The sequence below is a fragment of the Methyloprofundus sp. genome, assembly GCF_965251085.1.
Taxonomy (GTDB): domain Bacteria; phylum Pseudomonadota; class Gammaproteobacteria; order Methylococcales; family Methylomonadaceae; genus Methyloprofundus.
On sequence record NZ_OZ252594.1, the window covers coordinates 399,163 to 425,395 of the forward strand.

Genomic DNA, 26,233 nt, shown 5'->3' on the forward strand with positions numbered 1-26,233 from the left:
TTTCTTTCCATCTCCCTAACCGCAATCTTCGCCTTGTCATCAAACATTTAAACGCACAGCTATTCAGCCAGAATAAATAGAGGTACTCTCATATTGGATAAGCAATCACTAAACTTTAATAAGATAGGGTATGAATAATAGCATTAATTTCCCCAAAACACGTATGCGCCGGATGCGCTATCATGATTTTTCCCGGCGGCTGATGGCGGAAAATCAACTTTCCTGTGATGATTTAATCTATCCTTTATTTGTTATTGAAGGGCAAAATAAAAAAGAGACAATCGCATCAATGCCTGGTGTAGAGCGACTTTCAATTGACCTGTTGGTGGTTGAAGCAAAGCAGTGCCACGCACTGGGTATTCCAATGCTAGCATTATTTCCGGTAACACCTGCCAGTGTTAAATCAGATGATGCGGCAGAAGCCTATAATCCTGAAGGATTAGCACAACGTGCTGTGCGTGCGATAAAAGCAGCCTGCCCAGAATTAGGCGTGATGACTGATGTAGCTTTAGACCCCTTTACATCGCACGGTCAGGATGGTTTGATTAATGCACAAGGCTATGTGGTCAATGATGCCACTGTTGACGTCCTGGTTAAACAGGCGCTATCTCATGCCGCAGCAGGCGCAGATGTTGTTGCGCCGTCAGATATGATGGATGGCAGGATTGGTGCCATTCGCGAGGCTTTAGAATCGGCGGGGCATAGTAATACCCAGATACTCGCTTATTCAGCCAAATATGCTTCCAGTTTTTATGGGCCTTTCCGAGATGCGGTAGGTTCAGCAGGAAATTTAGGTGAGGGTAATAAATTTAGTTATCAAATGGACCCGGCAAATTCAGATGAAGCCTTGCGTGAAGTGCAACTGGATTTGCAGGAAGGCGCTGATATGGTGATGGTCAAGCCGGGGATGCCGTATTTAGATATTATCCGCCGGGTTAAAGATGAGTTTGGCGTGCCTGTTTTTGCCTATCAGGTGAGTGGCGAATATGCCATGCTCAAGGCGGCTAGTCAAAATGGCTGGCTAGATGAGCAGCAAGTGGTTTTAGAGTCTTTATTGTCATTTAAGCGCGCTGGCAGCGATGCGATTCTGACGTATTATGCCAAGGCGGTAGCTATGTGGCTTAAGGAACAGCAATCATGAGTTCGCTTGATCAATATTCAGTCTTTGGCTCGCCAATAAAACATAGTAAGTCACCGCGTATTCATAAATTGTTTGCTGAGCAAACGGGGCAAGCAATGCAGTACTCCGCGGAATTAGTGCCTGCTGATCAATTTGTGCAGACGGTAAAAGGCTTTTTTACACAAGGTGGCCAAGGTATAAATTGTACGGTTCCTTTAAAGGAGCTGGCCTGGGAATATGCTGACCTAAGAACTGAAAGAGCCGAGTTGGCAAAAGCCGTAAATACACTGGCCTTGCAAGAGGATGGGCGTGTTTTAGGCGATAATACCGACGGTGTTGGTTTAGTCACTGACTTGCAAAATAATCATCAGATTGCCTTAAAGCAAAAACGCGTGCTTATTCTGGGCGCGGGTGGTGCAAGCCGGGGGATTATCCTGCCTATTCTGCAAGAAGCTCCCTTAACCCTGACTATTGTAAATCGGACGGTTGCAAAAGCGCGAACCCTGGCGGATGAGTTTAGTCATAAAGCTAAAATTAATGCCTGTGGCTATGAAGACTTGGCAGGACAAAGCTTTGATCTGATTTTAAATGCCACGTCTGCCAGCTTGAGTAATGACTTACCACCTTTGGCTGCTGGAATATTGGCAGCAGGTGGCAGCTGTTATGATCTGGCCTATGCCAATGAAGCGACTGCTTTTGTACGTTGGGCGCGCGAACAACAAGCGCGTAACAGTCTTGATGGCTTAGGCATGTTAGTCGAGCAGGCAGCAGATGCATTTTACTTGTGGCGGGGAGTACGACCTGCGACAGACCCGGTTATCCAAATGCTTGAAGCAGAGCGAAATAGTTAACCAGCAGGCGTAAAAAAGCTTTAGTTTTTTTGGCAACAGAAATAGCTAAAGCTATTTCGCTGCTAAATTGGTATGCACAATATTAAAGAGTATTCATGTGACAGATTTTTTTAATACCGGCCTGAGTCAGCAGCAGTTTTTACAGCAGTATTGGCAGAAAAAGCCCTTGTTGATTCGCCAGGCATTCCCACAATTCGAGTCACCCGTTTCTGCTGAAGAACTAGCAGGCCTGGCTTGTGAGCCAGAGATTGAGTCTAGGCTAATTGAAGAAACAGGGCTGGACGATAGTGCCTGGCAAGTGACTATGGGACCGCTCTCGGAAAACGATTTTGCCCGCTTACCTGAATCTCACTGGACTCTATTGGTGCAGGATGTAGATAAGCATTTGCCAGAATTACAATACCTACTCGAACCCTTTAGTTTTATTCCTGAATGGCGCCGCGATGATCTGATGATTAGTTATGCAACTGAATCCGGTAGCGTAGGACCACATACAGATGCTTATGACGTGTTTTTATTACAGGCTATGGGGACGCGGCGCTGGCAGTTTGGCGATCTACCGGTTCATGGGGCAAAATTAATTGACGGTTTAGAATTACAAATTCTGGCTGAATTTACCCCTGATCAAAGCTGGGATTTACAGCCGGGTGATATGTTGTATCTGCCTCCGCATTTTGCCCATCATGGCGTCGCTATTGATGAATGCATGACCTATTCGTTTGGTTTTCGTGCACCTTCCAGTGTGGATATGCTGGATACTTTGGTCAATACTTTATTGGAGCAAGGGCTGGGTAAAGGTCGATATCAAGACCCAGATCTGGTGTTGAATCCACATAGTGCAGAAATTGATACTCAAGCTGTGGCCAGATTAAAGCAGTTGTTGCATCAGGCTATTGATCAAGCTGAACCTGTGTTGGCAACTGCGCTAGGTAAATTTGTCAGCGATACCAAGCCAAGCTTAGCAGATCTAGCGGCTGATGCGCGCACAGAGTTACCTGAAATCAGTGACCTTGAATCAAATTTTTATCAGGGTTATAGCTTACACAGAAATGCCTATTATCGCTTTGCCTGGACGGCCAATGAAAAAGGTGGCCAGCTTTTTATGGCGGGTGAAAGTTACCCGGTAGGTCTTGATGGTGTGGCAAATTTGCCGAGCATGAGCGAACAGCAGATGATAACACTCGCTGACTGGCAAGTTATTCGGCAAAGTACCGTTTCAGCTAAAATATTGTGTCAGCTGATTGCATTTGGCGGCTGGTTTTGGCAACAATAATCCTAGAAAAATCAGTTGAGCGCGAATTTATAGTGCAAGATATTGAATTCATATAAAGGGGGGGGGGTGAGTACTTAGCTCCTCTTGATACAATATATAGTATTTTCGTATTTGACTGGAATGCTTGAAGACCAACATTTACATGTGACGCAGCATAGTTATCTGTTTTTAAAGAAACACAATATATTGTGGTAACAGGTTCTAAGTACTCCCCCCTCTTTCATATAATACTTTCAAAAAATTTCTTGATTACCCACAACTCTCAGCTAGACTCCGTCATTCCAGCTACCATTTTAAAACGGGACAAAGCAATGTAGGCTGGGTTAGCTTATCTAGCGAAGCGCAGATAACGTAACCCAGCACTTTACGTATACGGGGCTTTGCTGGGTTACGTTTTTTTACTTCGTTAAAAAAATCTAACCCAGCCTACGGTGTCCCGTCTTAAGTACGTAGCCGTCATTCCTGCATGCTTTTAGCAGGGATCTCGTAGGTTAAGCATAGATTCCCGATAAAAGACTTCGGGAATGACGAGTTTTTTAATATACTGTTTTTAATGTTTTATTCTCTTATGGCTGAGAGTTGTACGTAATCAGGAAAAATTTTAGCTTCACCCTTGGGTTAAGCGGACATTTTTTGGAAGTGCGGTGGAATCAAGAGCTTGTGCTAGAAACCGTGAGCAACTGATTTTTCTAGGATAATTGCAATTAGGCACCTGGAAACACACATCATCCAACTTTGCTGGTCTTTTTGTCCGTCATTAGCACGGTAGCAATAGTTACGTAGTCAGCTATGCACCTACTGCTACAGCACTAATGACACACAAAAATTCTGTCCAAATATTGGACGCTTATTTATTTCTAGGCGCCTTAACTTCGCAAAATTTGCAACAGAAGGAATGGTTCTACTGAGTTTTCCTAGTAATTGTTGTTGATATCTGTATCCTGTCATTATCAATTATTATTCATAAGGTTTTTGTTAGTCTGCAAAAGCATCAGTTTGTTTACATTATTAGAGATATAAATGCCTGTTATCTACTTTATTTCCCTGCATAGGAGCGAGAATTCAATAATACCCGAGTCTGACTTGTCTTTTGATCCCACAGTTGCACTAGAAAAACAGTTGCGTAGCCTGCTATGTGCCGGTTTTCCTAGCACGCCGGTGATGCCAAAATCCTGCGTCATACTTGCGGATATTATTAAATCCTCGCTCCTTAGGCTTGGGGATGTTATGACCCGCGTTGTTTTGCTAGTGATGCTTGCATTGTTATCTCCGCCAGTAATGGCAGAGCCGTCACATATAGTTGAACATATAGATATTGTTGAAGTTGACCCGCAATTGACTCTAACCGAGCTAGTCAACCAAACGCTTGAAGTTTATCCGGATTATGCGTTAATCGCTGCGCTGCAGCAGGAAAGTGATGCATTACATGAACGCGGTAGTCGTTGGGTTGCTGGTGCGTTGAATGCGTATGTTTATTATAGAGATGATTTTGCCGGGTCTGGTACAGGGGCGTATGAGGTTGATGGTGCGGTTGCGGTTCCAGTGTGGAACTGGGGCCAACGCGATGCAGGCCTGCAATTAGCCGAGCATGCAGAGCAAAACATTGCGCATAAAGTGCTAGCCATAAAGTTAAAAGTAGCGGGGTTGGTGCGAGAAGCTATATGGCAATTAAAGCTGCAAGAGCTACGCCACGATATCGCGCGAAAAGCGTATCTATTAACTGAGCGACTCTTAAAAACGGTGCATCGACGTGTAGAATTAGGTGATTTGCCTAGAGCGGATTATCTGTTGGCGCAAAGTGAACTATTGCAAAAAAAGACTGCATTGATAACTGTGGAAGCAGGACTGATGCATAGTCGCAAGCATTTCTATTTTCTCACCCAGGCTAATAAAATTCCCGCAGATTTTCAGGAAGTTCAAAGCACCAAAAAGCAGATTGATAGTACCCACCCTCAGCTTGCAGCTCTGGATGCACAAATTGCGCGGTTAAAGTCTCAGGTTGAATGGGTAAAAGCTCGGGGGTCCGGGCAAACAACGGTGGCGATAGGAGGCGATACCGAAAGGGCCTCGCGTTCAGAAAGCACAGTCAATAGTATTACCTTTAATGTTTCCATTCCCTTTGGCGGTAACGCATTTACCGCTCCTCTGGTTGCTATGACGAATAAAGCTTATGTACGGGCTGAAGTAGCAAAAGCCCATGTGTATAGAAATTTACTAGAACAGTTACACGAAACTGAACATGAGCTGGATATCGAGCGGGGACAATTAGAAGTTGCCAGACAAATGCAAGATAACGCACTGGAACATCTGAAAATGGCACACTTAAGCTTTGACGCAGGTGAAATTAATTTAATGGATTTACTAAAAATTCAGGCCCGATCGCAACAATCCATTCAATATGCCGAGGAAAGTTCTTTACGGCTGCAACGTAATATAGCCTTTTATAACCAGGCGGTAGGAGTAATGCCATGAGAATATTAGTTATATTACCTAAATCCTGCAAGCCCATATTTTGACTCTCATTAACCTGTCTAGCTAAGTGGTTATTAGGTTTTTACTGCCGCTTTGCCAGCCCTCTTTGTCCAACCGATCAAAATATCCAGATTTAAATCATAAATAGAGGAAATTTTTTGTATCGTATGGATATCCCCCGAGCCCAAGGCAATAAACACCCTGCCAACGTGCCATGACCTTTTAATCAAAGTGACTTAACTTCGGTTAATGTTAAGCGAGTAACCCCACCTTAACCCAATCATCCCATTCCTGTGGATAGAGCGGACCTGCAGGTGTTCTGACTCTCAGCTGATTATTGCCTGTGAGTAATTTTCCAGCCACCCGAATCAGATAAGTACGAAGTGTATCCGGCTCCCATTGGCACAACGTTTTGTTGCCACTCAATTGAGCCATCCAGCGCACGGTATTGTAGGCAAGAACGGCGCAATGAAATAATGCGGCATTAGCCAGAAATTGATTCGTTCTGATTTTACCTAAACCCATTTGTGATTTTGCTTCTTCAATCCATGTTTCGCACGTCGCTCGTTCACCATACTTCTTATGTGTTTGCCAAGGCGATAGAGGTTCAGTTGTTACATAACAAAAATAGTCATATTCTGCCGTATCCCAAAGCTCGGACTGAGGTCCTGTCACTTGTTTAGGTTGCTTTATCCTGACCGCGACAAACTGACGAGAGCGAGACCAGCCACCACAACGATATTGAAACTCGCTCTGCTCCCAACCGGGTCGGCCTTGTATGGCTGTCCAGGCCTGTTTGGCCAGCAATGCGTTCAAATTCTTAAGTTTAACCTTTATTAGATACCCATGCCCTCTGGTATCGAGAAATTCAAGCAAATCACCGACAAAATAACCACTGTCACCGCGAAAAATAATGCGCATCCGATTGGGCAAGTGTGCAAGTAACTGTTTGGTAAATTCTACAACACCATTGCTTGTAAAGGCATTGCCTGTCCGGAACCAGGCTTGTAAAATTTCTTTTGTTTCCGCTAGAAAAGCGAGTTGTGGATGGTATGAACGGGCACCTTTCTTTTTGGGGTTGAAGCCTTTGGCACTTCCTTCTTGTCGACCACAAACGGTGTCCACAGTTGAATCGACATCGACCCACTGGACGGATTGTATGCCAGTTTTCGATTTTCCGGAACGAAGCAATCGCCGCCAGTGTTGACCACGCAAAGTATGCGTGAGCGTTTCAAACTGGCTTATCTGCCTATCACTTACTTCTTTAAAGATCCGTAAAATTGTGGTTTCAACAGGAATCTTTATCCAGCCAGCTACTTTGCGCAGTACGCTATCTGCCCATACGGTCGTCACCTTTGCCATTGATGTTGCTCCCCCCATCATGCCAACCAACGTCAATAGAACCACATCAGATAAGTGATGGTCTGCATTTTCACCCCGCCGATGTGGAACGCTTTGTTTTACGGTTTTTTCAAAACCTATCCTGTCTAAATATTTCACGACGGGAATCAGTCCCGCCTGGCTTGTCAATCCATGTGCTGTAGATGTCATTTTTACCGTTCGGGTACGGTTTCTTACGTGAGATGAGGATTTTGATACTTTAGAGGGCTTCATTAAAACAATGAGATAGTGAAATCAGGAAAATGATATTATATCATTGTTTAATAAGGAGTTTTGTGGATTATTATGTATAATGCTTGCAGGATTTAGGTATTATTGTTAATGAATAGTTTTCCCGTAAGTGCAGACCCATACATAGAGTTATCCCTGGCACAAATTTATAATCTGGGGGTAAAGCTGGACACACTGGAAGTGATTAAATCCGCGCCTTTATTAGACGCACCGGCTAAGGTGAGTATTCCACCAGAAAATGAATATATAGTGAGCACGACTCAGGCAGGTCTGGTTAATCAAATGATGGCTAGCATAGGTGATGAGGTTAAAAAAGGGCAGGTTCTAGCGACTATTAATAGCCCTGAACTATTGGCATTACAACGACATCATTTGAAGTCTATTAATGATTTGCAATTAGCGCTGGCAGACTATAGGCGCGATAAGAAATTATATGATGAGGGTGTGATAGCGGATAGGCGCTGGCTGCAGACCAAAATTAATTACAATGTTTTTGTTTCCCATTTGAATGAAACACGGCAATTATTATTAATTTCCGGCGTGTCGTCAGCAGATATCAAAGAATTAGAAAAAACTCAGCGCCTAAGTAGCGAGTTAAAAATTCGCGCACCTATTTCCGGGGTGGTCTTGCAGCGTATGGTGACTATGGGCCAAAAGGCTGAGGCTTTAGCGCCTTTATTTCGCGTAGCTAATTTTGACAAACTGTGGCTGGATATCAGCATTCCGCAACAGCGTATGGAATTTGTTCAGGTGGGAGACCGGGTATTGATCCCGGGAACGGACGTAACTGCGCGGATATTCTTATTAGGCCAGCATGTTGATCATAGCAATCAAACAGTATTGGCAAGAGCCGAAGTTGAAACCGCCAAGGATACTATTAGGGCAGGGCAAGCTGTTGCGGTAAAGATCATTCAAAACAGTGCCACGCAAATGTTTAGAGTCCCTAATTCGGCTTTAGCTAAATATGCTGGAGATACCTATTTATTTTTGCGCACCAAAACAGGCTTTTCGGCTAAGCCCATACATATAGTCGGTAGAGAAGGGAAGCAAACAATTATTACCGGAGACTTGCAGGAAAACAGCGAAATTGCGATTAGAGGTGCTGTGGCATTAAAAGCAAACTTTCTGGGCCTGGGAGATGATGAGTAATGGCTGCTTTAATTCGCTTTGCTTTGACGCAACGCTTGTTAATGATGCTAATGACTTTATTGCTGATTGGTAGCGGTTATTCTGCTTTTAAACAAATACCTATTGATGCGTTTCCAGACGTTTCCCCCCAGCAGGTTAAGGTCATTATTAAGGCTGCAGGAATGTCGCCTGAAGAAGTAGAAGCAAGAATTACCGCTCCAATTGAGGTTGAATTACTGGGTATTCCACAGCAAACCATGTTGCGCTCAATAGCCAAGTATTCTTTGACTGATATCACCGTAGATTTTGCTGAAGGGACGGATATTTATTGGGCAAGGCAGCAAGTAGCCGAGCGTTTGAATGGTGTGTGGGCTGATTTGCCAGAGGGTGTAGAAGGTGGCATAGCACCCCTGACTACCCCGTTGGGTGAAGTGTTTATGTTTACTATTGAAGGCGGAGATTTAAGTCTGACGGAGCGCCGTAGCTTACTCGACTGGGTGATCCGCCCGGTTTTACGCACGGTACCGGGTGTAGCTGATGTGAATGCTCTGGGAGGTCTGGTCAAAACTTTTTCAGTGATACCTGATAATGCCTTGATGACCGCCAGAAACATCAGTACACAGCAGTTGATCGATGCTTTACAGCAGAATAATAGCAATGATGGTGCGGGGCGGTTGAATGAAGGTGAGGAGGCCTTGTTGATCAAGGCTGAGGGACGTATTAAAACGCTGGCAGATATAGCATCTATCGTGGTGGGTAATAGTCATGGTAGCCCGATCATGGTCAGTGATGTTGCGCGAATTAAATTGGGTTCGTTAACTCGCTATGGCGCGGTAAGTCGAAATGGAGAAGGTGAAGCCGTCGAAGGTTTAGTACTGAGTTTACGCGGGGCAAATGCAGGGCAGGTCGTTGCCGATATAGAAAAAAAGCTAGAGACTTTAAAAACTAGCTTGCCCGATGGCGTGAGTCTGGAGGTGTTTTACAACCGAGGTAACCTGGTTAAGGCGGCTTTGGGATCAGTCACGCAGACGTTAATCCAGTCTATCGCTTTAGTCGTCATTTTGTTGCTACTGTTTTTAGGCGATTTACGCGCTTCGTTGGTCGTTGCTTTAGTTTTACCACTCGCGGCCCTGGTAACCTTTATTATGATGTATGTCATGGGTATGTCGGCCAATTTAATGAGCTTAGGCGGGCTGACTATTGCCATTGGTATGCTGGTAGATGCCTCAGTCGTGGTGGTGGAGAATGTGCTGGCGCAGTTTGCAGACAAGGAAAAAGCACAGCGATTGCCTCGTTTGCATATCATTTACCGAGCCACGCGCGAAGTCGCAGCACCGGTTGTTTCGGGTAGTTTAATTATCATTATTGTTTTCTTACCTTTGCTAGCATTACAAGGTCTGGAAGGTAAGTTATTTGCCCCTGTTGCATTAACTATAGTCTTTGCGTTGGCGGGTTCGCTGATTTTATCTTTAAGTGTCATTCCTGTTTTTGCATCTTTTTACTTAATCAACAGACTGTTACAGAGCCGTGGTTATCACGAATCATGCGTCGCCTCTATATGCCCTGTCTGAAATGGAGTATTCAGCACCGTAAAATTGTTTTTATAACAGCGGGCTGTATGTTAGTTATTACGCTAGGCATCTTTAAGCAAATAGGCAGTACCTTTATGCCGACGATGGATGAAGGTGATATTGTTCTGCAGTTAGAAAAATTACCGTCTATTACTTTAGAAGACTCGGTAGCTCTGGACTTGCAGGTACAAAAAAATATCTTGAAAAATGTGCCTGAAGTAAAAAATATTATCGCCCGGGTTGGTTCTGATGAGCTGGGTTTAGACCCCATGAGCTTAAATGATACCGATACCTTTTTAGAGTTACATCCTAAAGAGCAATGGCGAATGGCTAGCAAGGCAGAATTAGAACGGGTTATTCGTGAGGCGATGGCTGGAACACCCGGGGTCGCATTTGGCTTTACCCAGCCTATAGAAATGCGTGTTTCCGAAATGCTCACCGGTACGCGAGGCGATGTTGCGGTTAAATTATTCGGTACAGATTTAAATTTATTAAATACCAAGGCGGAACAGATTGAATCTATTTTGAAAACTATTCCGGGTGCCAGTGATGTTTTTACCCGCCAGAATAAAGGCATGCAATATTTACAATTAACGATTGATCGAATGGCAGCTGGGCGCCTGGGTCTAAATATACAGGAAATTCAGCAAATTTTACGTGCGCAAATATAGGGCTTATCGGTTGGTATTGTTCAGGAAGGCATGCGTCGTACACCTTTGGTTATAAAAGGCGACAGTGATAGCTCTAATTTTGATAGCCTGCAAATTACCTTGCCAGCTGGCGGGGCCGTGCCATTATCTAGCGTTGCAAGGTTAGAGAAAGTTGATGGTATGGTGTCCATACAGCGCGAGTTTAGTCAGCGTTTTGTGGTCGTACGTAGCAATGTTATCGGGCGGGATTTAGTAGGGTTTGTTGATCAAGCGAAACAGGCAGTACAGAGTCAGCTTGAGTTGCCAGCAGGGTATTGGCTGCAATGGGGTGGCGAGTTTGAAAACCAGCAGAGAGCGGCTGCTCGCTTATTGCTCGTAGTGCCAGTATCCTTATTGTTGATTTTTTTATTATTATTTACTACGTTTAGTTCGGTTAGACAGGCGGTGCTGGTTTTCTCAAATATCCCGCTGGCAATGATAGGTGGGGTTTTTGCCTTGTGGTTATCGGGGGAATATTTATCGGTTCCTGCATCCATAGGCTTTATCGCTTTATTAGGTATTGCAGTTCCGAATAGCGTGGTATTGCTGAGTTATTTTAATCAGTTAAGGGCCAGTGGGATGAGTATGACCGAGGTAATTATTGTCGGTACTGAGCGCCGGTTACGCCCAGTGTTGATGACGGCAAGTTTAACTGCGTTTGGTTTAATGCCTATGCTGTTTGCCACGGGGCCAGGTTCGGAAATACAGCGGCCTCTGGCAATCGTAGTGATCGGTGGATTGGTTTCATCAACTTTTTTAACACTGATTCTGTTGCCCGTATTATATGAAATATTCGGTGAAGCGAAGCAGGAGTAGATATGAGCGGACAAGAGTTTCTAGTGACTATTAATGTGCCGCCACTATTAGAAGAAGCGGTAGTGGATTGTCTGTTATCTATAGAGGCCGCTGACGGTTTTAGTAGCTTAATGGTTAATGCGCATTCTAGTGATCACACAGGCTTGTCACTTGCTGAGCAAGTGGCGGGACGACAGAAACAGGTACGTTTCCAAATGTATTTACCTGAACAGCAAGTGAATGTGTTGGTGGGACAATTAAAGCAGTGTTTCTCAGGCTCTGGCATTCATTACTGGGTTTTACCGGTATTGGAAAGTGGTTATATTTAAGAGTATAATGCTATCTTCTGAAATCCCTTATAACTATATTGGTTTTGCCGCTGATTTACTAAGCTAGACTTGAAAAAAGTTGGTTAATGAGTGGTGCGGACTCCTGCTAATGCGTTAAGAGAAGGATCTTTATGCTCGTATTTTTTAGAAATATTCCAGCACATACCAAACATAGTCATTTGATTGCGTTTGTTGAACCTGCATTAAAAATGTCATGGTTTAGAAAAAATGGTGTTATTGAAGAAGTTAAAGTGATCGAACAGTTTGATAGCCTAGCCAAGGAGACAGAATTTCATGGTTTAGTGACGATAGAGCCAGGACTTGTTGCCAATAAGGTGATTCAACGCTTAAATAGAAAATTGTTATTAGGTCGGCAGGTCATTGTGCGCGAATATTATAGGCGTTCCTGGCATAATGATCTACGGGTTACGCATAAATCATCAACCCCTGAAATACTGAGTAAACGAGTTGCAGATCGTAGGCGACAGCACTTGGAGTTGGTAAAAGATATTTCGAAGCAGTTTTCGGGGCATAAAACTTTTTATAGGCACTATTGAAGTTAGCGTATAAAACGCTAGGTATTTATAGTTGATAGCTTACAAAATCAATGTGTTATAAAAAATAGCTAATGGTAATAATCAACAAACCTGTTATACTGCAATTATATTTTGTAAGCATAAAGCTTTGTTTTATAATATAGTCGAAAAAACTTAGGAAAATAAATAATTTGTATGAAGAATTGTTCTAAAACCATAAACAGGCGTAATTTTTTACGCTATACACTAGGTGCAACTGCCGCAGTTGCAATGCCGGCGAGTTATGCAGGAATAAAGCCCAGTGCAGTGGTCAGAGATTTAAAATTGCATAATCTGCATACTGAAGAAAAAATAGCACTTAGCTATTTTGAACAAGGCCAATATCTTACGGATGCCTTGCGCGATATTAGTTATTTATTACGTGATCATAGAACGGGTGAAGTGCTGGCTATGGACCCTGGCTTGATAGATTTGCTATATGACTTAAAAGGCGTATTGGGCACTGAGCAGCCGTTGCAGGTCATTTCGGGTTATCGCTCACCAAAAACTAATGCGGCACTACATAAAAACAGTTCAGGTGTTGCCACTAAAAGTCTGCATATGCAGGGCAAGGCAATAGATATCTGTATAGAAGGCGTTGATACCAAGGATATTCAAGCGGCCGCAATAAATCTAGGTCGTGGCGGTGTAGGTTATTATCCGCGTTCTAATTTTGTGCATATTGATACCGGGCGCGTCAGAACTTGGTAGTTTTTCGTTGATTCAATGTCCGCAGCAGTTCTAACCGCTGCTATTCCTGAAAAAAGCTAAACTTTTTTGCCTTAGGAATGCGCACGGAATAAGTTGAGCATCTGGCGCAGGATTTTTATTCGTATTCAAAGCCTGCCCCGTGCTTGATACGGGGACGTAGAAACAGGCGCATAGCCAGCTACGTAAGTATGGAAGCATAATTATTTTAACATTTTTGTGTTAAGGTTTTTTCGTAGGATGGGTAGAGCGTTTTTTTGCGAAACCCATCATTTTACGTGGGATTGATGGGTTTCTCTGCGCACCTAAAAAACCGATGCTACGTTCTACCCATCCTACAGAATTGTAAAATTAATTTTACGCAAGTACTTAACAGTTTCTACAGCGCAGAATGACAAACAAAAATCCTGCCCAAATATTGGACGCTTATTTATTTCCAGGCGCCTTCGCTCATTCTGGATAAGCCCATCTTTAAAAAGCCACAAGTAAAGGCGTTTGCACGGTAGCAAAAATCTTGCTGCGTTGATCCAGAGCAACAGTTAAAGCACTATCGTGGTCATAGATATCCGGGTAAAATGCAATGCCTGCGGGACTAGGCAAAGCGGTACTGTAAAAAATTAGCACGGGTATTTTCTGTTTTACATCAACAATACTGGGTTTATTGGAGCGCATCGTCTGCTTGATTTTTGTAGCATTCCACTCGCTTTGATTGCTTAATACAAATTCAGCTAAGATATTAGGGTTTTCCACGCGTATGCAGCCATGGCTAAAGTCGCGCTTACTGCGTTTGAATAATGAACGGGCAGGCGTATCGTGTAAATAGATATTGTGATTATTGGGGAAAATAAACTTGATATGGCCCAAAGCATTTTTTCGGCCAGGACGTTGACGTAGGTGTAGCTGCTTGTTGTATAAGCGCTGTATGTTTGTTTCATTTAATGCATAGACAGGCGCATCGTGTGCAAAGCGCGATACGATTTCCATATTATTTTTCTGTAAATAATCGGGGTCTTGCTCTAATAAGGGTAAAATTTCTTGCAGCAGAATACTCTCTGGGATGTTCCAGTAGGGATTAAAAACCAGGTAGCTTAATTTAGCTGTAAATATCGGAGTTTGCAGTGCTTTTTTCTTGCTCTCTTTCTCGTAAGGCTTAATTCTGTTTTTAGCTTTACCGACAATCACACGCATAGTCAGGGGGTCGCTTAGGTTATGTTCCTCAGTGTTAAATGCCCACAACTGGAAAGCAGGAATATTAACCAGAATAAAAGGGCTTTGCCGGGGTACAGAAATCCAGCGCAATCTTTCCATAGCGAGTTCGATTTGTTCTACTCGATGTTCGAACGGTGTGTTTAAAGTTGCAAGAGTTTGCTTCCCAATGATGCCATCATTGAGCTGACCGTGCTGCGTTTGTAGCGCTTTAACCTTGATAACAAGGTCTTCTGTATAGACATTATTGCTATCGATAGAGGGCTCGATGGCTTGCCCGATTGGGGTGCTTAGGGCATTCAGATGTAGGCGTAGTTTACTGACTTCGCTGGACCAGTCGCCGGGGTGCAAACTTTCTTTCAGCGCAAAATGCAGTGGTTGTTTAAATTGTTGTGCCAGCCGCCGGTATTTAACTAAAGCTGTTTTAAGTTGCTGATAGGGTTTGAGCTGTGGCTCTAGGTCCGCAACAAGCGAGTCAAGTGCGCCAATTTGTATTGCTCCATATATGGCACTTGCGAGATCGATGTTTTTTTTGGGGTCTAGCCGAAAGCCCTGAAGTTTTGCGGCTACCCGCCCATAATGCAAGTCTTTTAGGTAACGTATGAAAGTTAAGCTAAGAGCGGTATCAAAGACAGCAAATTGATAGAAGTCAGGGTTGCTCTGTTGAATATTTAACCATTTTGATTTTAGGTACTGGTAGGCATAATCGTCACTGTTTAAGCCCTGAGTGGGTGCAGCGGCATAAAGCTCTAAGAGTTGATTAATGGTTTTAACTGGGTGTTCGCTGCTAAACCACAGCAGTTGGTTTTCATTGAGTTGGTATAGTTTTTTGAGCTTGGCTTGTTCGCTACTATCCAAAGGCTGCTGAAAGTAGGGGTGGCTGTTTGCATCAAGCAGAACCTCAAACAGTGCATCATGACTGCTTGCAGCATATAGCTTGACTGAGCACAGTAGCGCCCAGATTAGCAGGCAAGTAGTGCTATAAGTCCACTTCTTCATTACTGTCTTCATCTTTATCATGGCCTAAGTCAGAAATCTCCTTAAGTCGGGAGATTGCTTTGAAGTTTAGGCTATCTTTGGGGTATTCGCCATTTTTATCTTTCTTGCCTACCAGTTCCCCTGTCAGAAGTTCCAGAGCCTCATTGACATTAGCAACAGCATAAATAGCAAATGCATTATCCGCGACCGCATCAATAATTTCCTGTTTTAACATTAAATTACGAATATTGGCCTGTGGAATAATACAGCCTTGTTCCCCTGTTAAGCCGCGACCTTTGCAGAGATTGAAGAAGCCTTCGATTTTTTCATTGACTCCGCCTATCGCTTGAACTTCTCCATATTGATTAATGGAGCCGGTAACCGCAAAGCTTTGTTTGATGGGTATTAAGGTCAGAGCCGAAATTAGGCAGCATAACTCGGCAAGAGCCGCACTATCGCCATCGATATGTCCGTAGGATTGCTCCAGAGCAATGCTGGCTGAAATGGCCAGTGGAAACTCCTGTGCATAACAACTACCCAGATAGCCGGTTAAAATCATCACTCCTTTGGAATGAATCGCCAGCCCAAGCTCGGCTTCACGCTCAATGTCTACAATGCCGCGTGAACCTGGGTAAACAGTGACTGTAATGCGCGAGGGCGCGCCAAAGCTACTGCCGCCGACTTCAAGTACAGTCAGACCATTAATTTGCCCAATAACGCTGTCAGAGGTGTTGATTAATATGGTGCCATCCAGCATTTCTTCCAGAATACTCTGCGCTATTCTGCCATTACGGTATTCGCGTGCAGCAAGTGCTTGTTCTATATCGGTGCTATCAATGTCGGCAGATTTTGCTAAAAAATTGGCTTCGCCAATAATCTCCAGGGCATCATTAATATGCGCTGACAGGCGTTGCTGGTGTTCCGCAAGGCGACAACTGTGCTCCATCAAACTGATAATGGCGGACTCGGTTAAAGGTTTCGTGCCCGAGTCATGCGCTTGTTTCTTCATCAGTTGCGCAAAGTTCTGCATATTCGGACGGGTGCGCGGAATATGGTAATCAAAGTCTGCCAGAATGCGGAACATTTCGTTAAACTCGTCATCCAGGTCTTGCAATAAGTAATAGATCTCGCGCGAACCTACCAGAATAACTTTAATATTGAGCGGGATGACTTCAGGTTTTAAAGTCACTGTATTTATCCCTAGTTCAGTATAAGGAGATTCAATTTCAATGCGCCCTGACTTTAAAGCTCTTTTCAAGCCTTCCCAGACGAAAGGCGCGTTTAAAAGTTTGTCTGCATCCAAGATTAAATAACCACCATTTGCCTGATGTAAAGAGCCAGAGCAGATACGTCGATAATTAGTTGTCAATGCGCCCTGATCGCTACTATATTCTATGCGCCCAAAAAGGTTCTGGTAAGTTGGGTTGGATTCATAAATAACCGGGGCACCGGTATTTTCTTTATAGTCAATCAGTACATTAGGCTGGTACTGATCTTTAAGTAGTTGTTTTTTTGTGCTGTCGCTAATGCCTTCTAAAGACTGTGTTTGCACAAACAGATCTTTAATGGTCTCGCCCAGGTCCTTTTTAATTTCGCTAAGATAAGTGATAACCGTATCAATATTTTGATAGCGATCAGTCAGTTCTTTAAATAACGGTGAGATAGCCACGCGGATAGTGACATTATCCAGCTGGCGGTTTTTTTCAACCAGCGCACGACGCCATTGAGGTAGCTCGATTAAAGCATCACCTAAAGCATCTTCCAGTATTTCAGTGTCTTTATGGAAAGCATCACGTTCTTCTTGTGATAGTTGATTAAATTGTTCTTCGTCTAAAACCTTATTTTCGCGTATCGGCGCGAAAGTGATGGATTCAGTATCACGAAATAGGGCAATGTTTTTCTTTTTCGATTGCTGCTCGATAACATCAATCGCTCCGTTATACAGCTGATTGAAGGCGCGCTCTATCGTCGTCTTTTTTTGCTGGTAGCTAGGGCTTTCAAAGGCTTCTGGAAAAGTCGCAATTAAATTATCGATTAGGCGATTAATATCTTTGCAAAATGCCTGTGCCTGTCCAGCAGGTAGCTCAATAGCGAACGGCTCTCTGTTATTTTCAAAATTTTCTACATAAGCATAAGAGGGGGGTGTTTCTTGTTGATGCGAAATAGGTGTCAAATGATTGGTGATCATCGATAAACGGCCTGTACCGGGCTCACCCATCACATAAATATTATAGCCAGGGTTTTGCATGGCGACTCCAAAACCAAGCGCCGATTGAGCGCGTTCCTGTCCTAAAATATTTGTGGCTAGAGAATTCTTCTGTTCATTAGGAATAGAGTAATCCGATTGATTAATTTGTAGCTTTAAAGATGATACAGAAAGTTTTAACGAGTCGGTCATATCCTAAAATGAATGGCGTAACAGAGTTTACTGATTTTAGCATTGATGTCGTGGGAAGGGGACATATTGTTATATTGACCTGCCATGTAGAGCGGACTTCAGTCCGCTAATCCCGGCAGACAAGTTAGCGCTCTATTAGTATTCTGACAATAATGGTATGCGTAGCTAGGACTTTAACTTGTTAAGGAACGCGCACGGAATAAGTTGAGCATCTGGCGCAGGATTTTTATTCGTATTCAAAGCCTGCCCCGTACTTGATACGGGGACGTAGAAACAGGCGCATAGCCAGCTACGTAACAGTTTCTACAACGCAGAAGACGGATGAAAAAGACAAGCCAGTTGATTAAGTTATTCCGTGCACGTTCCTAAGTTAATCTTTAATAAGCGTTGCAAGATTTCAGCGTCGGTCATTTCCGGGGTGTAATCTTCCCATCCACGAGTTGTATCGGTCTTGTCTGCTTATCCTAGAAACCGTGAGCAACTGATTTTTCTCGGCTCATATGAGCTGACAGTCATAAAAGCCAAATTTACTATCATAACTAATCATTGAAAATCTATTTGATCGAGCCTGGGCAATTATCATGCGATCAAACGGGTCTTTATGGTGCAGCGGAAGTGCTTCTAGCTGTAGGGCATCAAAACCTGTGAAGTCTAATATTTCAATGCCCATGTTTTCTGCCATTTGCAGTATATCAAAGTCAAAATTCAATTTTCCAATCGACTTTTTTATCATTAGTTCAGCGATACTCATGGAGCTTAATAAAATTTTATTAGCTGTATTTTCTATACACTCCATATGTTCCGGCTTTATACGCGATGGATTATTTAGCAGCCATAAAAAAACATGAGTATCGATAATAATAGTCATGCTGTTTATTCTTTGCCGTAAAACATCCAATTGATTTCTTCGGATTCTTCATCAAAATCATCAGGTATATCTAATGTGCCTTGTAGTTGTCCAAAAATTCTTTTTTTTGGTTCTTCTTTATAGGGAACTAACATGGCGACTTTTTTATGTTTTTTGCCAAATTCGATGACGTAGGTTTCCCCTTCCTTATGAACTTTTTCTAGTACCGAGGAAAACTCAGATTTTAATTGGCCTACTTGAATCGTTTGCATGACTTTTCTTGTGTTTTGGTAGAGACACATACTTATAATATATAAGTTGTCAAGTTGTCAAGTTGTCAAGTTGTCAAGTTGGTATGGCAATGCATCGCGCAGAGCTGAGTAGCGTAGTGTTTTCATTTTAAGGGTGATGTTTATATTTTGAAGGGTATTGGAGATTAATATTAATAGTTGCAAAAGTATTCGCAGTGTAAAGTTTCAATGAGTGGGGCACTGGCTTTATCCCGCATTGCTTCATGTAGGCCTACTCCCCAATAATAGTGCAAGAACTTATGCAGCTATTAATAATTACCTTGCATAGAAATTTCGGAGGGAGGGCTGGTCACGGGTTGCGAATCAGGGGTGATAAAAAATAATCTAATCGGATAGGTTTTTGGTAAAACTATGGTTTTTCAGTCCATAGTGATTGAGTCTATAATCAAGGCAAGACATTTAATTTACTCTCAATTACACATGAAAATTACTCATCTGGTTCTTTCCAGTCTTTTGGGTTTTTGTTTGTCATCATCTCTTGGTGTGGCAGGGCAATCCGACTTCTCGATTTCTGATCTCAAAAAAGAGCTTAAAAATGAATTTACTAACAGCTATCCCGAGCAACAGAAGCCAACAGGGAAAATTAAATCTTTTGAGTTAGTTGCTGCTGAAAATAACATTGGGATAATTCCACCTTATAAAACTTTAGTCTGGGCTTATAATGGGATGGTTCCTGGTCCGGTTATTCGAATCAAATTAGGCGATACGCTGCAGCTTAAATTAATTAATAATTTACCCCAGGCGACAACTATCCATTGGCATGGTATACGTGTGCCAAATGCGATGGATGGTGTGCCCGGAGTCACTCAAGCTCCAGTTCAGTCGGGTGATAGTTTTACTTATAAATTTACGCCAAAAGATGCGGGTACTTTCTGGTTTCATCCGCATGTTAATGCTGCAGAACAGATTGAACGAGGGCTGCATGGTGTTCTGATTGTTGAGGATCCAGATGAGCCAGAATATTCTCAGGAATTTGTCTGGGTCCTGGATGACTGGCTATTAACAAAAGATTGGCAAGTCTCTGCAAATTTTGTAACCAGGCACGATCTTGCGCATGATGGCCGATGGGGAAATGTATTAACAATCAATGGGAGATATCAACCTATATTTCAGGTTAAAGCTGGAGAAAGAATCCGTATCAGAATGATTAATGTTGCTAATGGTAGAGTTTTTTCTCCTGCGTTTGCAAGGCTGATGCCCTATGTAATAGCAGTGGATGGCATGCTGACGGAAGCTCCTTTTCCGCTGCAGGAGTTTTATGTTGCGCCTGGTAATCGGGTTGATCTTGATATTATCATCCCAAAATCACTGGCAGGGAAAAAACTATTAGTGCAGAATCTTTATGGTAGACAAAAAAGTGCGTTGGCTTTTTTGCAAGTTGCTGCTGAGGAAGCGGTTGAAACCCCCGTATTTGATTCGCCTCGTGCCATACAATTTCCGCGCTGGGCTGATGCAACAAAACTTCCCATTGAGCACGAATATGTATTAAATGCTAAACGTGGAGGTGTTTATGGTATTTCCTGGACAATTGACGATAAGATCTGGCCTGAAAATGCTGCTTATGAATTGACCTCGGGACAGTTTTACAGCTTGCGTTTTACTAATAAATCGTCAAGATTGCACCCAATGCATCTTCATGGGCAGTTTTTTAAAGTCATTGCCAAAAATGGCAAAGCTGTAGAGGAGCGCTACTGGCGTGATACGGTTTTAATTGGGCCTAAACAGTCAATTGATATAGGAATTATCCCGCTAGATAAAGGGCTGTGGGCTAATCACTGTCATATTCTTGAGCATGCCGAAGCGGGTATGATGACGACTATTAAGGTTAAATAAGCCAATCGCGGTCGCAGTAAAGTGTAGTAGATGTCTGGTTTAATAGTTTCGCTGCACAGAAAAACGCGCAAGTAGCTCCAGTGCACTCTTGAATTCAGAGTCAGGTAGATTACTCAATGCGTCGATTGCTTGTTGTGCTTCATCATCCGCGCGCTGCTCGGTATAGGTGATAGCATTCGTTGCTTTAACAATCTCATAGACTTCATTAAATGAATCTCTGTCGCCTGTTTTGATCGCATTAATGATCACGTCTGCCTGCTCTTTGGTGCCATTCTCTATAGCATAAATAAGGGGCAAGGTCGGTTTGCCTTCCGCCAGGTCATCACCCAGATTTTTACCTAACTCATCTTTACTGGATGTGTAATCCAGTGCGTCATCGATAAGTTGAAATGCGATGCCAAGGTGTTGTCCATAAGCGGCCATACTTTCTTCAAGGGCAGGACCAGCATTAGTAATAACAGCGCCTAGTTGAGTCGCGGCGCTAAAAAGAATCGCGGTTTTGCGGGAAATAACTTCCAGGTATTTTGCTTCAGTGGTTGCCGGGTTGTTGCAATTTAATAGTTGTAATACTTCACCTTCAGCAATCGCAGTAGTGGTTTTACAAAGGATCTCCATTACGCGCATATTGCCGGTGCGTACCATCATTTCAAATGCGCTGGAGTAAAGGTAATCACCGACCAGAATGCTGGCTGCATTGCCCCATACTGCATTGGCAGAATCTTTGCCACGGCGTAAGTCAGATTCATCGACTACATCATCGTGTAATAATGTTGCAGTATGAATAAACTCAATGACGGCAGCTAATAACAGATGGTGATCGCTTTCCTGATAACCCAGAGCTTTTGCTGTGAGTAATAAAAGCATGGGGCGCAGGCGTTTACCACCACTATTGATAATGTAGTGACCTATTTGATTGATAAGTACGACATCGGAAGTGAGTTCTTGCAGAATTAATTGGTCGACTGCCTGGGCTTCGCTTTCTGTTAAGCGCTGGATTGATGCAAAATCAATGGGTGTTTGTGCTTTATTAGTTGAGTTTTGCGAAGCTGTCATTGATTCATATTGGTAAATAAAATTTAGAAATTAGGCGCTTAGTTTAAGTGATCTGGGCCTTTTGCCTGATCACATATGCGATTATTGCTTGCTTAAACGCCTGTAAATTATCACTTGAACAATTTATAATGCGCTTATGTTACCAGAACATAGTGTTTAAAAATACCTTATGGTGTTATTTGTTTGATTGTGTTATTTTGAAGTCCGTTAATATTCTTTACATACTTTTAGTTGACGTGAGTTTTATTAGTGATTATAATTCTCTGTTCACTTTTAATAGAATGTTGCTTGATGGAGCTGACGCAAATGTATGCGGTAATTCAAACTGGCGGTAAACAATACCGTGTTGAAGAAGGTACTACCTTAAAAATAGAAAAACTTGAGCTTGGTATGGGCGACAGCGTTGAATTCGACAATGTACTTATGGTCAAGTCTGATGATGCAGTTAAAATAGGCCAGCCTTATGTTGATGGCGGCAAAGTTACTGCAACAGTGACTGCGCAAGGCAGACATAAAAAAGTTAAAATCATTAAATTTAAAAGACGTAAGCACCACATGAAACAAATGGGTCATCGTCAATATTACACGGAAGTCCAGGTGACTGGTATTTCTGCTTAACACGAGGATTTACAATGGCTCATAAGAAAGCGGGTGGTAGTACTAGAAACGGTCGTGATTCTAATTCGAATCGCCTAGGTGTTAAACGTTATGGCGGTCAAACAGTAAGTGCAGGTAGCATTATTGTTCGTCAACGAGGAACACGTTTTCATGCGGGAACGAATGTAGGTTGCGGTAAAGATCATACTTTATTTGCAACGACAGATGGACAGGTTTTATTTGAGGTTAAAGGTCCTCAGAAACGTAAATTTGTTAGTATCGTTGCAGCATAGTTCTTTTATATAGCTTATAGCCTGACTTATCAGGCGATAGCCGATATATTAGAATAGCAAAAAAACCTCGTCCGCAAAGACGGGGTTTTTTTTTGCCTATTTTTCGCAAAAGGGGTTTTTAGGCGTATGAAATTTGTTGATGAAGCAGAAATTCGTGTTGAAGCGGGTGATGGTGGAAATGGCTGTATAGGTTTTCGGCGTGAAAAATATATTCCTAAAGGCGGTCCTGACGGAGGTGACGGTGGTGACGGTGGTAGTGTTTACCTGATTGCTACAGATAATATTAACACGCTGGTAGATTTTCGATTCCATTCAGTGCACAGAGCACAGCGCGGTCAAAATGGAATGGGTCGGCAATGTACTGGTAGAAAAGGTGAAGATATTTATGTTGCTGTGCCTCCGGGTACCGAGGTGCATGATAAGCAAACCAATGAGAAATTAGGTGAGCTTGTTGCCGTGGGCGAAAAGCTGCTGGTTGCTCAAGGCGGGTTTCATGGGTTGGGTAATACTCGATTCAAAAGTAGTATCAACCGTGCACCGCAGCAATCATCTGCTGGGTCTAAAGGTGAGCATAGGGTTTTACAGCTGGAGCTAACGCTAATTGCCGATGTGGGTTTATTGGGAATGCCTAATGCTGGTAAATCCAGTTTAATCCGTGCTGTTTCTTCTGCAAAACCACGTGTAGCAGATTATCCTTTTACTACTTTGGTGCCAAATTTAGGTGTCGTCAGTGTCGATGATCAGCGCAGTTTTGTGATTGCTGATATTCCTGGTGTTATAGAAGGTGCTGCGGATGGTGCGGGCTTGGGTTTGCAGTTTTTAAAACATCTGGCGCGTACCAAGTTGCTGATGCATCTGGTTGATGTCAAGCCTTATGAATCGATGGATTCTCCGGTAGAATCAGCGAGAAAAATTATTGCTGAAGTAGAGAAATGGAGTGATGATTTAGCCAATAAGCCGCGCTGGTTGATATTAAATAAGATGGATAGATTGCAGGCTGATGAAGATCAGCAGGATTTTTGCCAAAAGATTGTTGATGAATTGGCCTGGGAAGGGCCGGTGTATCAGATATCTGCTCTAAAATCCGAAGGCACACGTAACTTGATGTTTGATATTATGGCGTTTTTGGAAGAACAAACATTGTTAAACAAGCAGCTGGAAAAAGAGCATGAGCCGGAGTGAGTTTGCCAAAGCGAAACGCATCGTTATTAAAATTGGCAGTGCGCTACTGACTGATGGCGGTAAAGGTTTAAATAAAAAGGCGATTACTGTCTGGGTAGCGCAGATGGCAAAACTAACACAACAGGGTATTGAGGTTGTTTTAGTTTCATCTGGATCGGTGGCGGAAGGTATGTCGCGGCTTGGGTTAAAAACTCGGCCTAAGGCTTTGCATGAATTGCAGGCGGCTGCATCTGTGGGGCAGATGGGCCTGGTGCAGGCTTTTGAATCTAATTTTCAGACGCATGGATTGCATGCCGCGCAGGTTTTATTAACGCATGATGATTTGTCAGATCGTAAGCGGTATTTGAATGCACGCAGTACCTTAATTTCTTTATTAGATTATAAAGTGGTTCCGGTTATTAATGAGAATGATGCAGTTGCCACTGAAGAAATTCGTTTTGGTGATAACGATACTCTAGGAGCCTTGGTTGCTAATCTGGTTGAAGCTGATTTATTGATTATTTTAACCGATCAATTGGGTTTGTTTGACTCTGACCCAGGTGTTAATGCGGATGCTGTTTTAATAACAGAGATTTGTTCGGATGATTCTCGACTGGAATCGATGGCAGGTGAAAGTCGCAGTGGTTTGGGTCGCGGTGGCATGGCGACTAAGGTCAGCGCAGCTCGCTTAGCTTCCCGCTCCGGAGCATCAACGGTGATAGCCTCGGGCGATATGGAAAATGTGCTGACCAAAGTTGTTGCGGGTGAGGATATAGGGACTTATCTGTACGCAAGTATTGAGCCTATTGTTGCGCGTAAGCAGTGGCTAGCAGGACAGTTGCAGGCGAAAGGCCGTTTGGTGCTAGACACAGGTGCGGTGAATGTATTGCGCAAATCAGGTAAAAGTTTATTGGCAGTCGGTATTAAGGCGGTAGAAGGTCATTTTAGCCGGGGTGAATTAGTCGTTTGTATTGACTCGGCAGGTGTCGAAGTGGCGCGTGGCTTAGTGAATTACACATCTGCTGAAATCGAGCAGATTAAAGGTTGTGCTAGCAGTCAGTTTGCAAATATTTTGGGTTATTCCGATGATGAAGAAGTGATTCATAGAGATAACCTGGTGTTGGTTTAATTAAGGTTAAGTAGTATGAAGCAAATCAAAGCAGTCTCATTAATTTCAGGCGGTCTAGACTCTATGTTGGCAACAAAAGCCATTATGGAGCAAGGCGTGCATGTGGAAGGTATTAATTTCTTTACCGGATTTTGTGTGGAAGGACACACGCATGCCATCAGGAAAAAAGATAAAGAAAAGCCCAAGCGTAATAATTCTTTATGGGTGGCGGAAACCTTGGGTATTAAACTGCATATTATTGACGTTATTGAAGAGTATAAAGATGTCCTGATAAATCCTAAGCATGGCTATGGGGCTAATATGAACCCCTGTCTGGACTGTAAAATATTTATGGTCAACAGGGCTAAGCAATGGATTCAGGAAAATGACTTTGATTTTATTATTACCGGCGAAGTGATGGGGCAGCGGCCTATGTCGCAGCGTAGGGAAACTATGCCGATTATTGCCGAACAATCAGGTGCTGATGATCGTTTGGTGCGGCCATTATGTGGGCAGAGTTTGCCGATGACCTTGCCTGAGCGAGAAGGCTGGATTAGCCGGGATAAATTATTTGATTTTAGTGGGCGTTCGCGTAAGCCGCAAATGGCCTTAGCAGATGAATATGGCTTCAAAGATTACTCTCAGCCAGCAGGCGGTTGTTGTTTTTTAACCGATGAAAGTTATTCTGCAAAATTGGTGGATTTATGGAAAGCGCGTGGCACAAAAGATTACGAGCTTGATGACGTCATGTTGTTAAAAGTCGGTCGGCATATCCGTCCGAATCAGGATTTTAAATTGATTGTTGCGCGTGAAGATGGCGAAGGGCGTTTTCTGCAGGGTTATAAGAAAAATTATATCAATATGAACTGCGCTAGTCATAGAGGGCCACTGGCACTGATTGATGGTGATCCTGGTGCAGAAGATTTACATTTGGCGGCGCGGATAGTTGCTCGATATGGTCAAGGTAGAGATGCGCAACAAGTTGAAGTATCGGTTCGAGATCTTGCAGGAAATGAATCTACTTTGCAAGTTAAGCCCTTCGGTGTCGATGAGATGCCAAAGGATTGGTTTGTATGAGCCAGTATGACCTGGATGCGAGTCGCTTGCTATGTCCTATGCCGGTTATTCGTACTCAGGATAAAGTCAAGCAGTTGCAGCAAGGCGATGTGCTAACGGTAACCTGTACTGATCCCGGGGTGCTGCAGGATATTCCAACCTGGTGCCGAATTAATGGTCATAAGGTTTTAGAAACCCAGTCTGATGAATATGAATTTATAATTGTTTTACAAGTGGGTGAGTAATGCC

General features: G+C 43.1%; 21 protein-coding genes and 1 pseudogene. 16 read left to right on the forward strand and 6 right to left on the reverse strand.

What is annotated here, in order from left to right; all coding sequences use genetic code 11:
• Positions 1-130 precede the first annotated feature (130 nt).
• The 4 genes from hemB to ACQY3F_RS02000 all read left to right on the forward strand — a co-directional run bounded on the left by hemB (position 131) and on the right by ACQY3F_RS02000 (position 5,716).
• Positions 131-1,141, forward strand: a complete 1,011-nt coding sequence (gene hemB / locus ACQY3F_RS01985; protein ID WP_428353241.1) for a porphobilinogen synthase — start codon at positions 131-133, stop codon at positions 1,139-1,141.
• The gene (gene aroE, locus ACQY3F_RS01990) at positions 1,138-1,971 is read left to right on the forward strand and encodes a shikimate dehydrogenase (RefSeq protein ID WP_428353242.1); all 834 of its coding nucleotides are present in this window, start codon (positions 1,138-1,140) and stop codon (positions 1,969-1,971) included. Before hemB ends, aroE begins: the two co-directional genes overlap by 4 nt.
• A 97-nt stretch (positions 1,972-2,068) precedes the next feature.
• A complete protein-coding gene (locus ACQY3F_RS01995) occupies positions 2,069-3,244 on the forward strand; it encodes a cupin domain-containing protein (protein WP_428353243.1) in 1,176 nt (391 codons plus the stop codon).
• Positions 3,245-4,264: 1,020 nt separating this feature from the next.
• The gene (locus ACQY3F_RS02000; RefSeq protein WP_428353244.1) at positions 4,265-5,716 is read left to right on the forward strand and encodes a TolC family protein; all 1,452 of its coding nucleotides are present in this window, start codon (positions 4,265-4,267) and stop codon (positions 5,714-5,716) included.
• Positions 5,717-5,968: 252 nt separating this feature from the next.
• Here ACQY3F_RS02000 and ACQY3F_RS02005 read toward each other — a convergent pair whose 3' ends face one another.
• Positions 5,969-7,330, reverse strand: coding sequence for an IS1380 family transposase (locus tag ACQY3F_RS02005; protein WP_428352976.1), 1,362 nt, complete (start codon positions 7,328-7,330; stop codon positions 5,969-5,971).
• A 108-nt stretch (positions 7,331-7,438) separates the two neighbouring features.
• Here ACQY3F_RS02005 and ACQY3F_RS02010 point away from each other — a divergent pair, with 108 nt between their 5' ends.
• The 5 genes and pseudogenes from ACQY3F_RS02010 (at position 7,439) to ACQY3F_RS02030 (ending at position 13,146) form a co-directional block, all read left to right on the forward strand.
• On the forward strand, positions 7,439-8,497 hold the full coding sequence (locus ACQY3F_RS02010; protein ID WP_428353245.1) for an efflux RND transporter periplasmic adaptor subunit: 1,059 nt from the start codon (positions 7,439-7,441) through the stop codon (positions 8,495-8,497).
• Positions 8,497-11,552: pseudogene (locus tag ACQY3F_RS02015) on the forward strand (efflux RND transporter permease subunit). Before ACQY3F_RS02010 ends, ACQY3F_RS02015 begins: the two are co-directional and overlap by 1 nt.
• Before the next feature lie 2 nt (positions 11,553-11,554).
• Entirely contained in the window at positions 11,555-11,860 is a 306-nt protein-coding gene (locus ACQY3F_RS02020) for a DUF3240 family protein (RefSeq protein WP_428353246.1), read from the forward strand.
• Positions 11,861-11,991: 131 nt separating this feature from the next.
• Positions 11,992-12,417: a hypothetical protein gene (locus ACQY3F_RS02025; protein WP_428353247.1), complete on the forward strand. Its 426-nt coding sequence runs from the start codon at positions 11,992-11,994 to the stop codon at positions 12,415-12,417.
• Positions 12,418-12,591: 174 nt separating this feature from the next.
• Positions 12,592-13,146 carry a DUF882 domain-containing protein gene (locus ACQY3F_RS02030; RefSeq protein WP_428353248.1) on the forward strand — a complete coding sequence of 185 codons (555 nt, stop codon included), beginning with the start codon at positions 12,592-12,594 and terminating at the stop codon, positions 13,144-13,146.
• Between the two features lie 468 nt (positions 13,147-13,614).
• On the opposite strand, the gene ACQY3F_RS02035 is transcribed toward ACQY3F_RS02030, so the two are convergent.
• The 4 genes from ACQY3F_RS02035 to ACQY3F_RS02050 all read right to left on the reverse strand — a co-directional run bounded on the left by ACQY3F_RS02035 (position 13,615) and on the right by ACQY3F_RS02050 (position 18,844).
• The gene (locus ACQY3F_RS02035; RefSeq protein WP_428353249.1) at positions 13,615-15,360 is read right to left on the reverse strand and encodes a L,D-transpeptidase family protein; all 1,746 of its coding nucleotides are present in this window, start codon (positions 15,358-15,360) and stop codon (positions 13,615-13,617) included.
• Positions 15,329-17,725 carry a Lon protease family protein gene (locus ACQY3F_RS02040; RefSeq protein WP_428353250.1) on the reverse strand — a complete coding sequence of 799 codons (2,397 nt, stop codon included), beginning with the start codon at positions 17,723-17,725 and terminating at the stop codon, positions 15,329-15,331. Before ACQY3F_RS02040 ends, ACQY3F_RS02035 begins: the two co-directional genes overlap by 32 nt.
• Positions 17,726-18,221: 496 nt before the next feature.
• Positions 18,222-18,593 (reverse strand): type II toxin-antitoxin system VapC family toxin, encoded by a 372-nt coding sequence (locus ACQY3F_RS02045; RefSeq protein WP_428353251.1) that lies wholly within the window; start codon positions 18,591-18,593, stop codon positions 18,222-18,224.
• Positions 18,594-18,598: 5 nt separating this feature from the next.
• Positions 18,599-18,844 carry a type II toxin-antitoxin system Phd/YefM family antitoxin gene (locus tag ACQY3F_RS02050; RefSeq protein ID WP_428353252.1) on the reverse strand — a complete coding sequence of 82 codons (246 nt, stop codon included), beginning with the start codon at positions 18,842-18,844 and terminating at the stop codon, positions 18,599-18,601.
• Positions 18,845-19,303: 459 nt separating this feature from the next.
• Between ACQY3F_RS02050 and ACQY3F_RS02055 the strand changes: the two genes are divergently transcribed.
• Positions 19,304-20,716 carry a multicopper oxidase family protein gene (locus ACQY3F_RS02055; RefSeq protein WP_428353253.1) on the forward strand — a complete coding sequence of 471 codons (1,413 nt, stop codon included), beginning with the start codon at positions 19,304-19,306 and terminating at the stop codon, positions 20,714-20,716.
• 39 nt (positions 20,717-20,755) lie between these two features.
• Here the strand turns inward: ACQY3F_RS02055 and ACQY3F_RS02060 are convergent, their stop codons facing one another.
• Positions 20,756-21,769, reverse strand: a complete 1,014-nt coding sequence (locus ACQY3F_RS02060) for a polyprenyl synthetase family protein (RefSeq protein ID WP_428353254.1) — start codon at positions 21,767-21,769, stop codon at positions 20,756-20,758.
• Between the two features lie 306 nt (positions 21,770-22,075).
• Here ACQY3F_RS02060 and rplU point away from each other — a divergent pair, with 306 nt between their 5' ends.
• The 6 genes from rplU to ACQY3F_RS02090 all read left to right on the forward strand — a co-directional run bounded on the left by rplU (position 22,076) and on the right by ACQY3F_RS02090 (position 26,229).
• On the forward strand, positions 22,076-22,387 hold the full coding sequence (rplU, locus tag ACQY3F_RS02065) for a 50S ribosomal protein L21 (protein ID WP_428353255.1): 312 nt from the start codon (positions 22,076-22,078) through the stop codon (positions 22,385-22,387).
• A 14-nt stretch (positions 22,388-22,401) separates the two neighbouring features.
• Positions 22,402-22,659: a 50S ribosomal protein L27 gene (gene rpmA, locus ACQY3F_RS02070; protein WP_428353256.1), complete on the forward strand. Its 258-nt coding sequence runs from the start codon at positions 22,402-22,404 to the stop codon at positions 22,657-22,659.
• Positions 22,660-22,785: 126 nt separating this feature from the next.
• Complete coding sequence (cgtA, locus tag ACQY3F_RS02075) at positions 22,786-23,841, forward strand: Obg family GTPase CgtA (RefSeq protein ID WP_428353257.1); 1,056 nt, start codon at positions 22,786-22,788, stop codon at positions 23,839-23,841.
• A complete protein-coding gene (proB, locus tag ACQY3F_RS02080) occupies positions 23,828-24,949 on the forward strand; it encodes a glutamate 5-kinase (protein ID WP_428353258.1) in 1,122 nt (373 codons plus the stop codon). Before cgtA ends, proB begins: the two co-directional genes overlap by 14 nt.
• Before the next feature lie 15 nt (positions 24,950-24,964).
• The gene (locus tag ACQY3F_RS02085) at positions 24,965-26,005 is read left to right on the forward strand and encodes a tRNA (5-methylaminomethyl-2-thiouridylate)-methyltransferase (RefSeq protein WP_428353259.1); all 1,041 of its coding nucleotides are present in this window, start codon (positions 24,965-24,967) and stop codon (positions 26,003-26,005) included.
• Positions 26,002-26,229 carry a sulfurtransferase TusA family protein gene (locus ACQY3F_RS02090; RefSeq protein WP_428353260.1) on the forward strand — a complete coding sequence of 76 codons (228 nt, stop codon included), beginning with the start codon at positions 26,002-26,004 and terminating at the stop codon, positions 26,227-26,229. The genes ACQY3F_RS02085 and ACQY3F_RS02090 overlap by 4 nt, the downstream gene beginning before the upstream one ends.
• Positions 26,230-26,233 lie beyond the last annotated feature (4 nt).

Excerpts from the sequence above, each read along its gene's own strand:
- ACQY3F_RS02020 (WP_428353246.1), top strand. The coding sequence starts at position 11,555 with ATGAGCGGACAAGAGTTTCTAGTGACTATTAATGTGCCGCCACTATTA.
- ACQY3F_RS02085 (WP_428353259.1), top strand. The coding sequence starts at position 24,965 with ATGAAGCAAATCAAAGCAGTCTCATTAATTTCAGGCGGTCTAGACTCT.
- ACQY3F_RS02090 (WP_428353260.1), top strand. The coding sequence starts at position 26,002 with ATGAGCCAGTATGACCTGGATGCGAGTCGCTTGCTATGTCCTATGCCG.
- hemB (WP_428353241.1), top strand. The coding sequence starts at position 131 with ATGAATAATAGCATTAATTTCCCCAAAACACGTATGCGCCGGATGCGC.
- rplU (WP_428353255.1), top strand. The coding sequence starts at position 22,076 with ATGTATGCGGTAATTCAAACTGGCGGTAAACAATACCGTGTTGAAGAA.
- rpmA (WP_428353256.1), top strand. The coding sequence starts at position 22,402 with ATGGCTCATAAGAAAGCGGGTGGTAGTACTAGAAACGGTCGTGATTCT.
- cgtA (WP_428353257.1), top strand. The coding sequence starts at position 22,786 with ATGAAATTTGTTGATGAAGCAGAAATTCGTGTTGAAGCGGGTGATGGT.
- ACQY3F_RS02050 (WP_428353252.1), bottom strand. The coding sequence starts at position 18,844 with ATGCAAACGATTCAAGTAGGCCAATTAAAATCTGAGTTTTCCTCGGTA.
- ACQY3F_RS02045 (WP_428353251.1), bottom strand. The coding sequence starts at position 18,593 with ATGACTATTATTATCGATACTCATGTTTTTTTATGGCTGCTAAATAAT.
- ACQY3F_RS02025 (WP_428353247.1), top strand. The coding sequence starts at position 11,992 with ATGCTCGTATTTTTTAGAAATATTCCAGCACATACCAAACATAGTCAT.
- ACQY3F_RS02035 (WP_428353249.1), bottom strand. The coding sequence starts at position 15,360 with ATGAAGACAGTAATGAAGAAGTGGACTTATAGCACTACTTGCCTGCTA.
- ACQY3F_RS02060 (WP_428353254.1), bottom strand. The coding sequence starts at position 21,769 with ATGACAGCTTCGCAAAACTCAACTAATAAAGCACAAACACCCATTGAT.
- ACQY3F_RS02055 (WP_428353253.1), top strand. The coding sequence starts at position 19,304 with ATGAAAATTACTCATCTGGTTCTTTCCAGTCTTTTGGGTTTTTGTTTG.
- ACQY3F_RS02010 (WP_428353245.1), top strand. The coding sequence starts at position 7,439 with ATGAATAGTTTTCCCGTAAGTGCAGACCCATACATAGAGTTATCCCTG.
- ACQY3F_RS02000 (WP_428353244.1), top strand. The coding sequence starts at position 4,265 with ATGCCTGTTATCTACTTTATTTCCCTGCATAGGAGCGAGAATTCAATA.
- proB (WP_428353258.1), top strand. The coding sequence starts at position 23,828 with ATGAGCCGGAGTGAGTTTGCCAAAGCGAAACGCATCGTTATTAAAATT.
- ACQY3F_RS02040 (WP_428353250.1), bottom strand. The coding sequence starts at position 17,725 with ATGACCGACTCGTTAAAACTTTCTGTATCATCTTTAAAGCTACAAATT.
- aroE (WP_428353242.1), top strand. The coding sequence starts at position 1,138 with ATGAGTTCGCTTGATCAATATTCAGTCTTTGGCTCGCCAATAAAACAT.
- ACQY3F_RS02030 (WP_428353248.1), top strand. The coding sequence starts at position 12,592 with ATGAAGAATTGTTCTAAAACCATAAACAGGCGTAATTTTTTACGCTAT.
- ACQY3F_RS02005 (WP_428352976.1), bottom strand. The coding sequence starts at position 7,330 with ATGAAGCCCTCTAAAGTATCAAAATCCTCATCTCACGTAAGAAACCGT.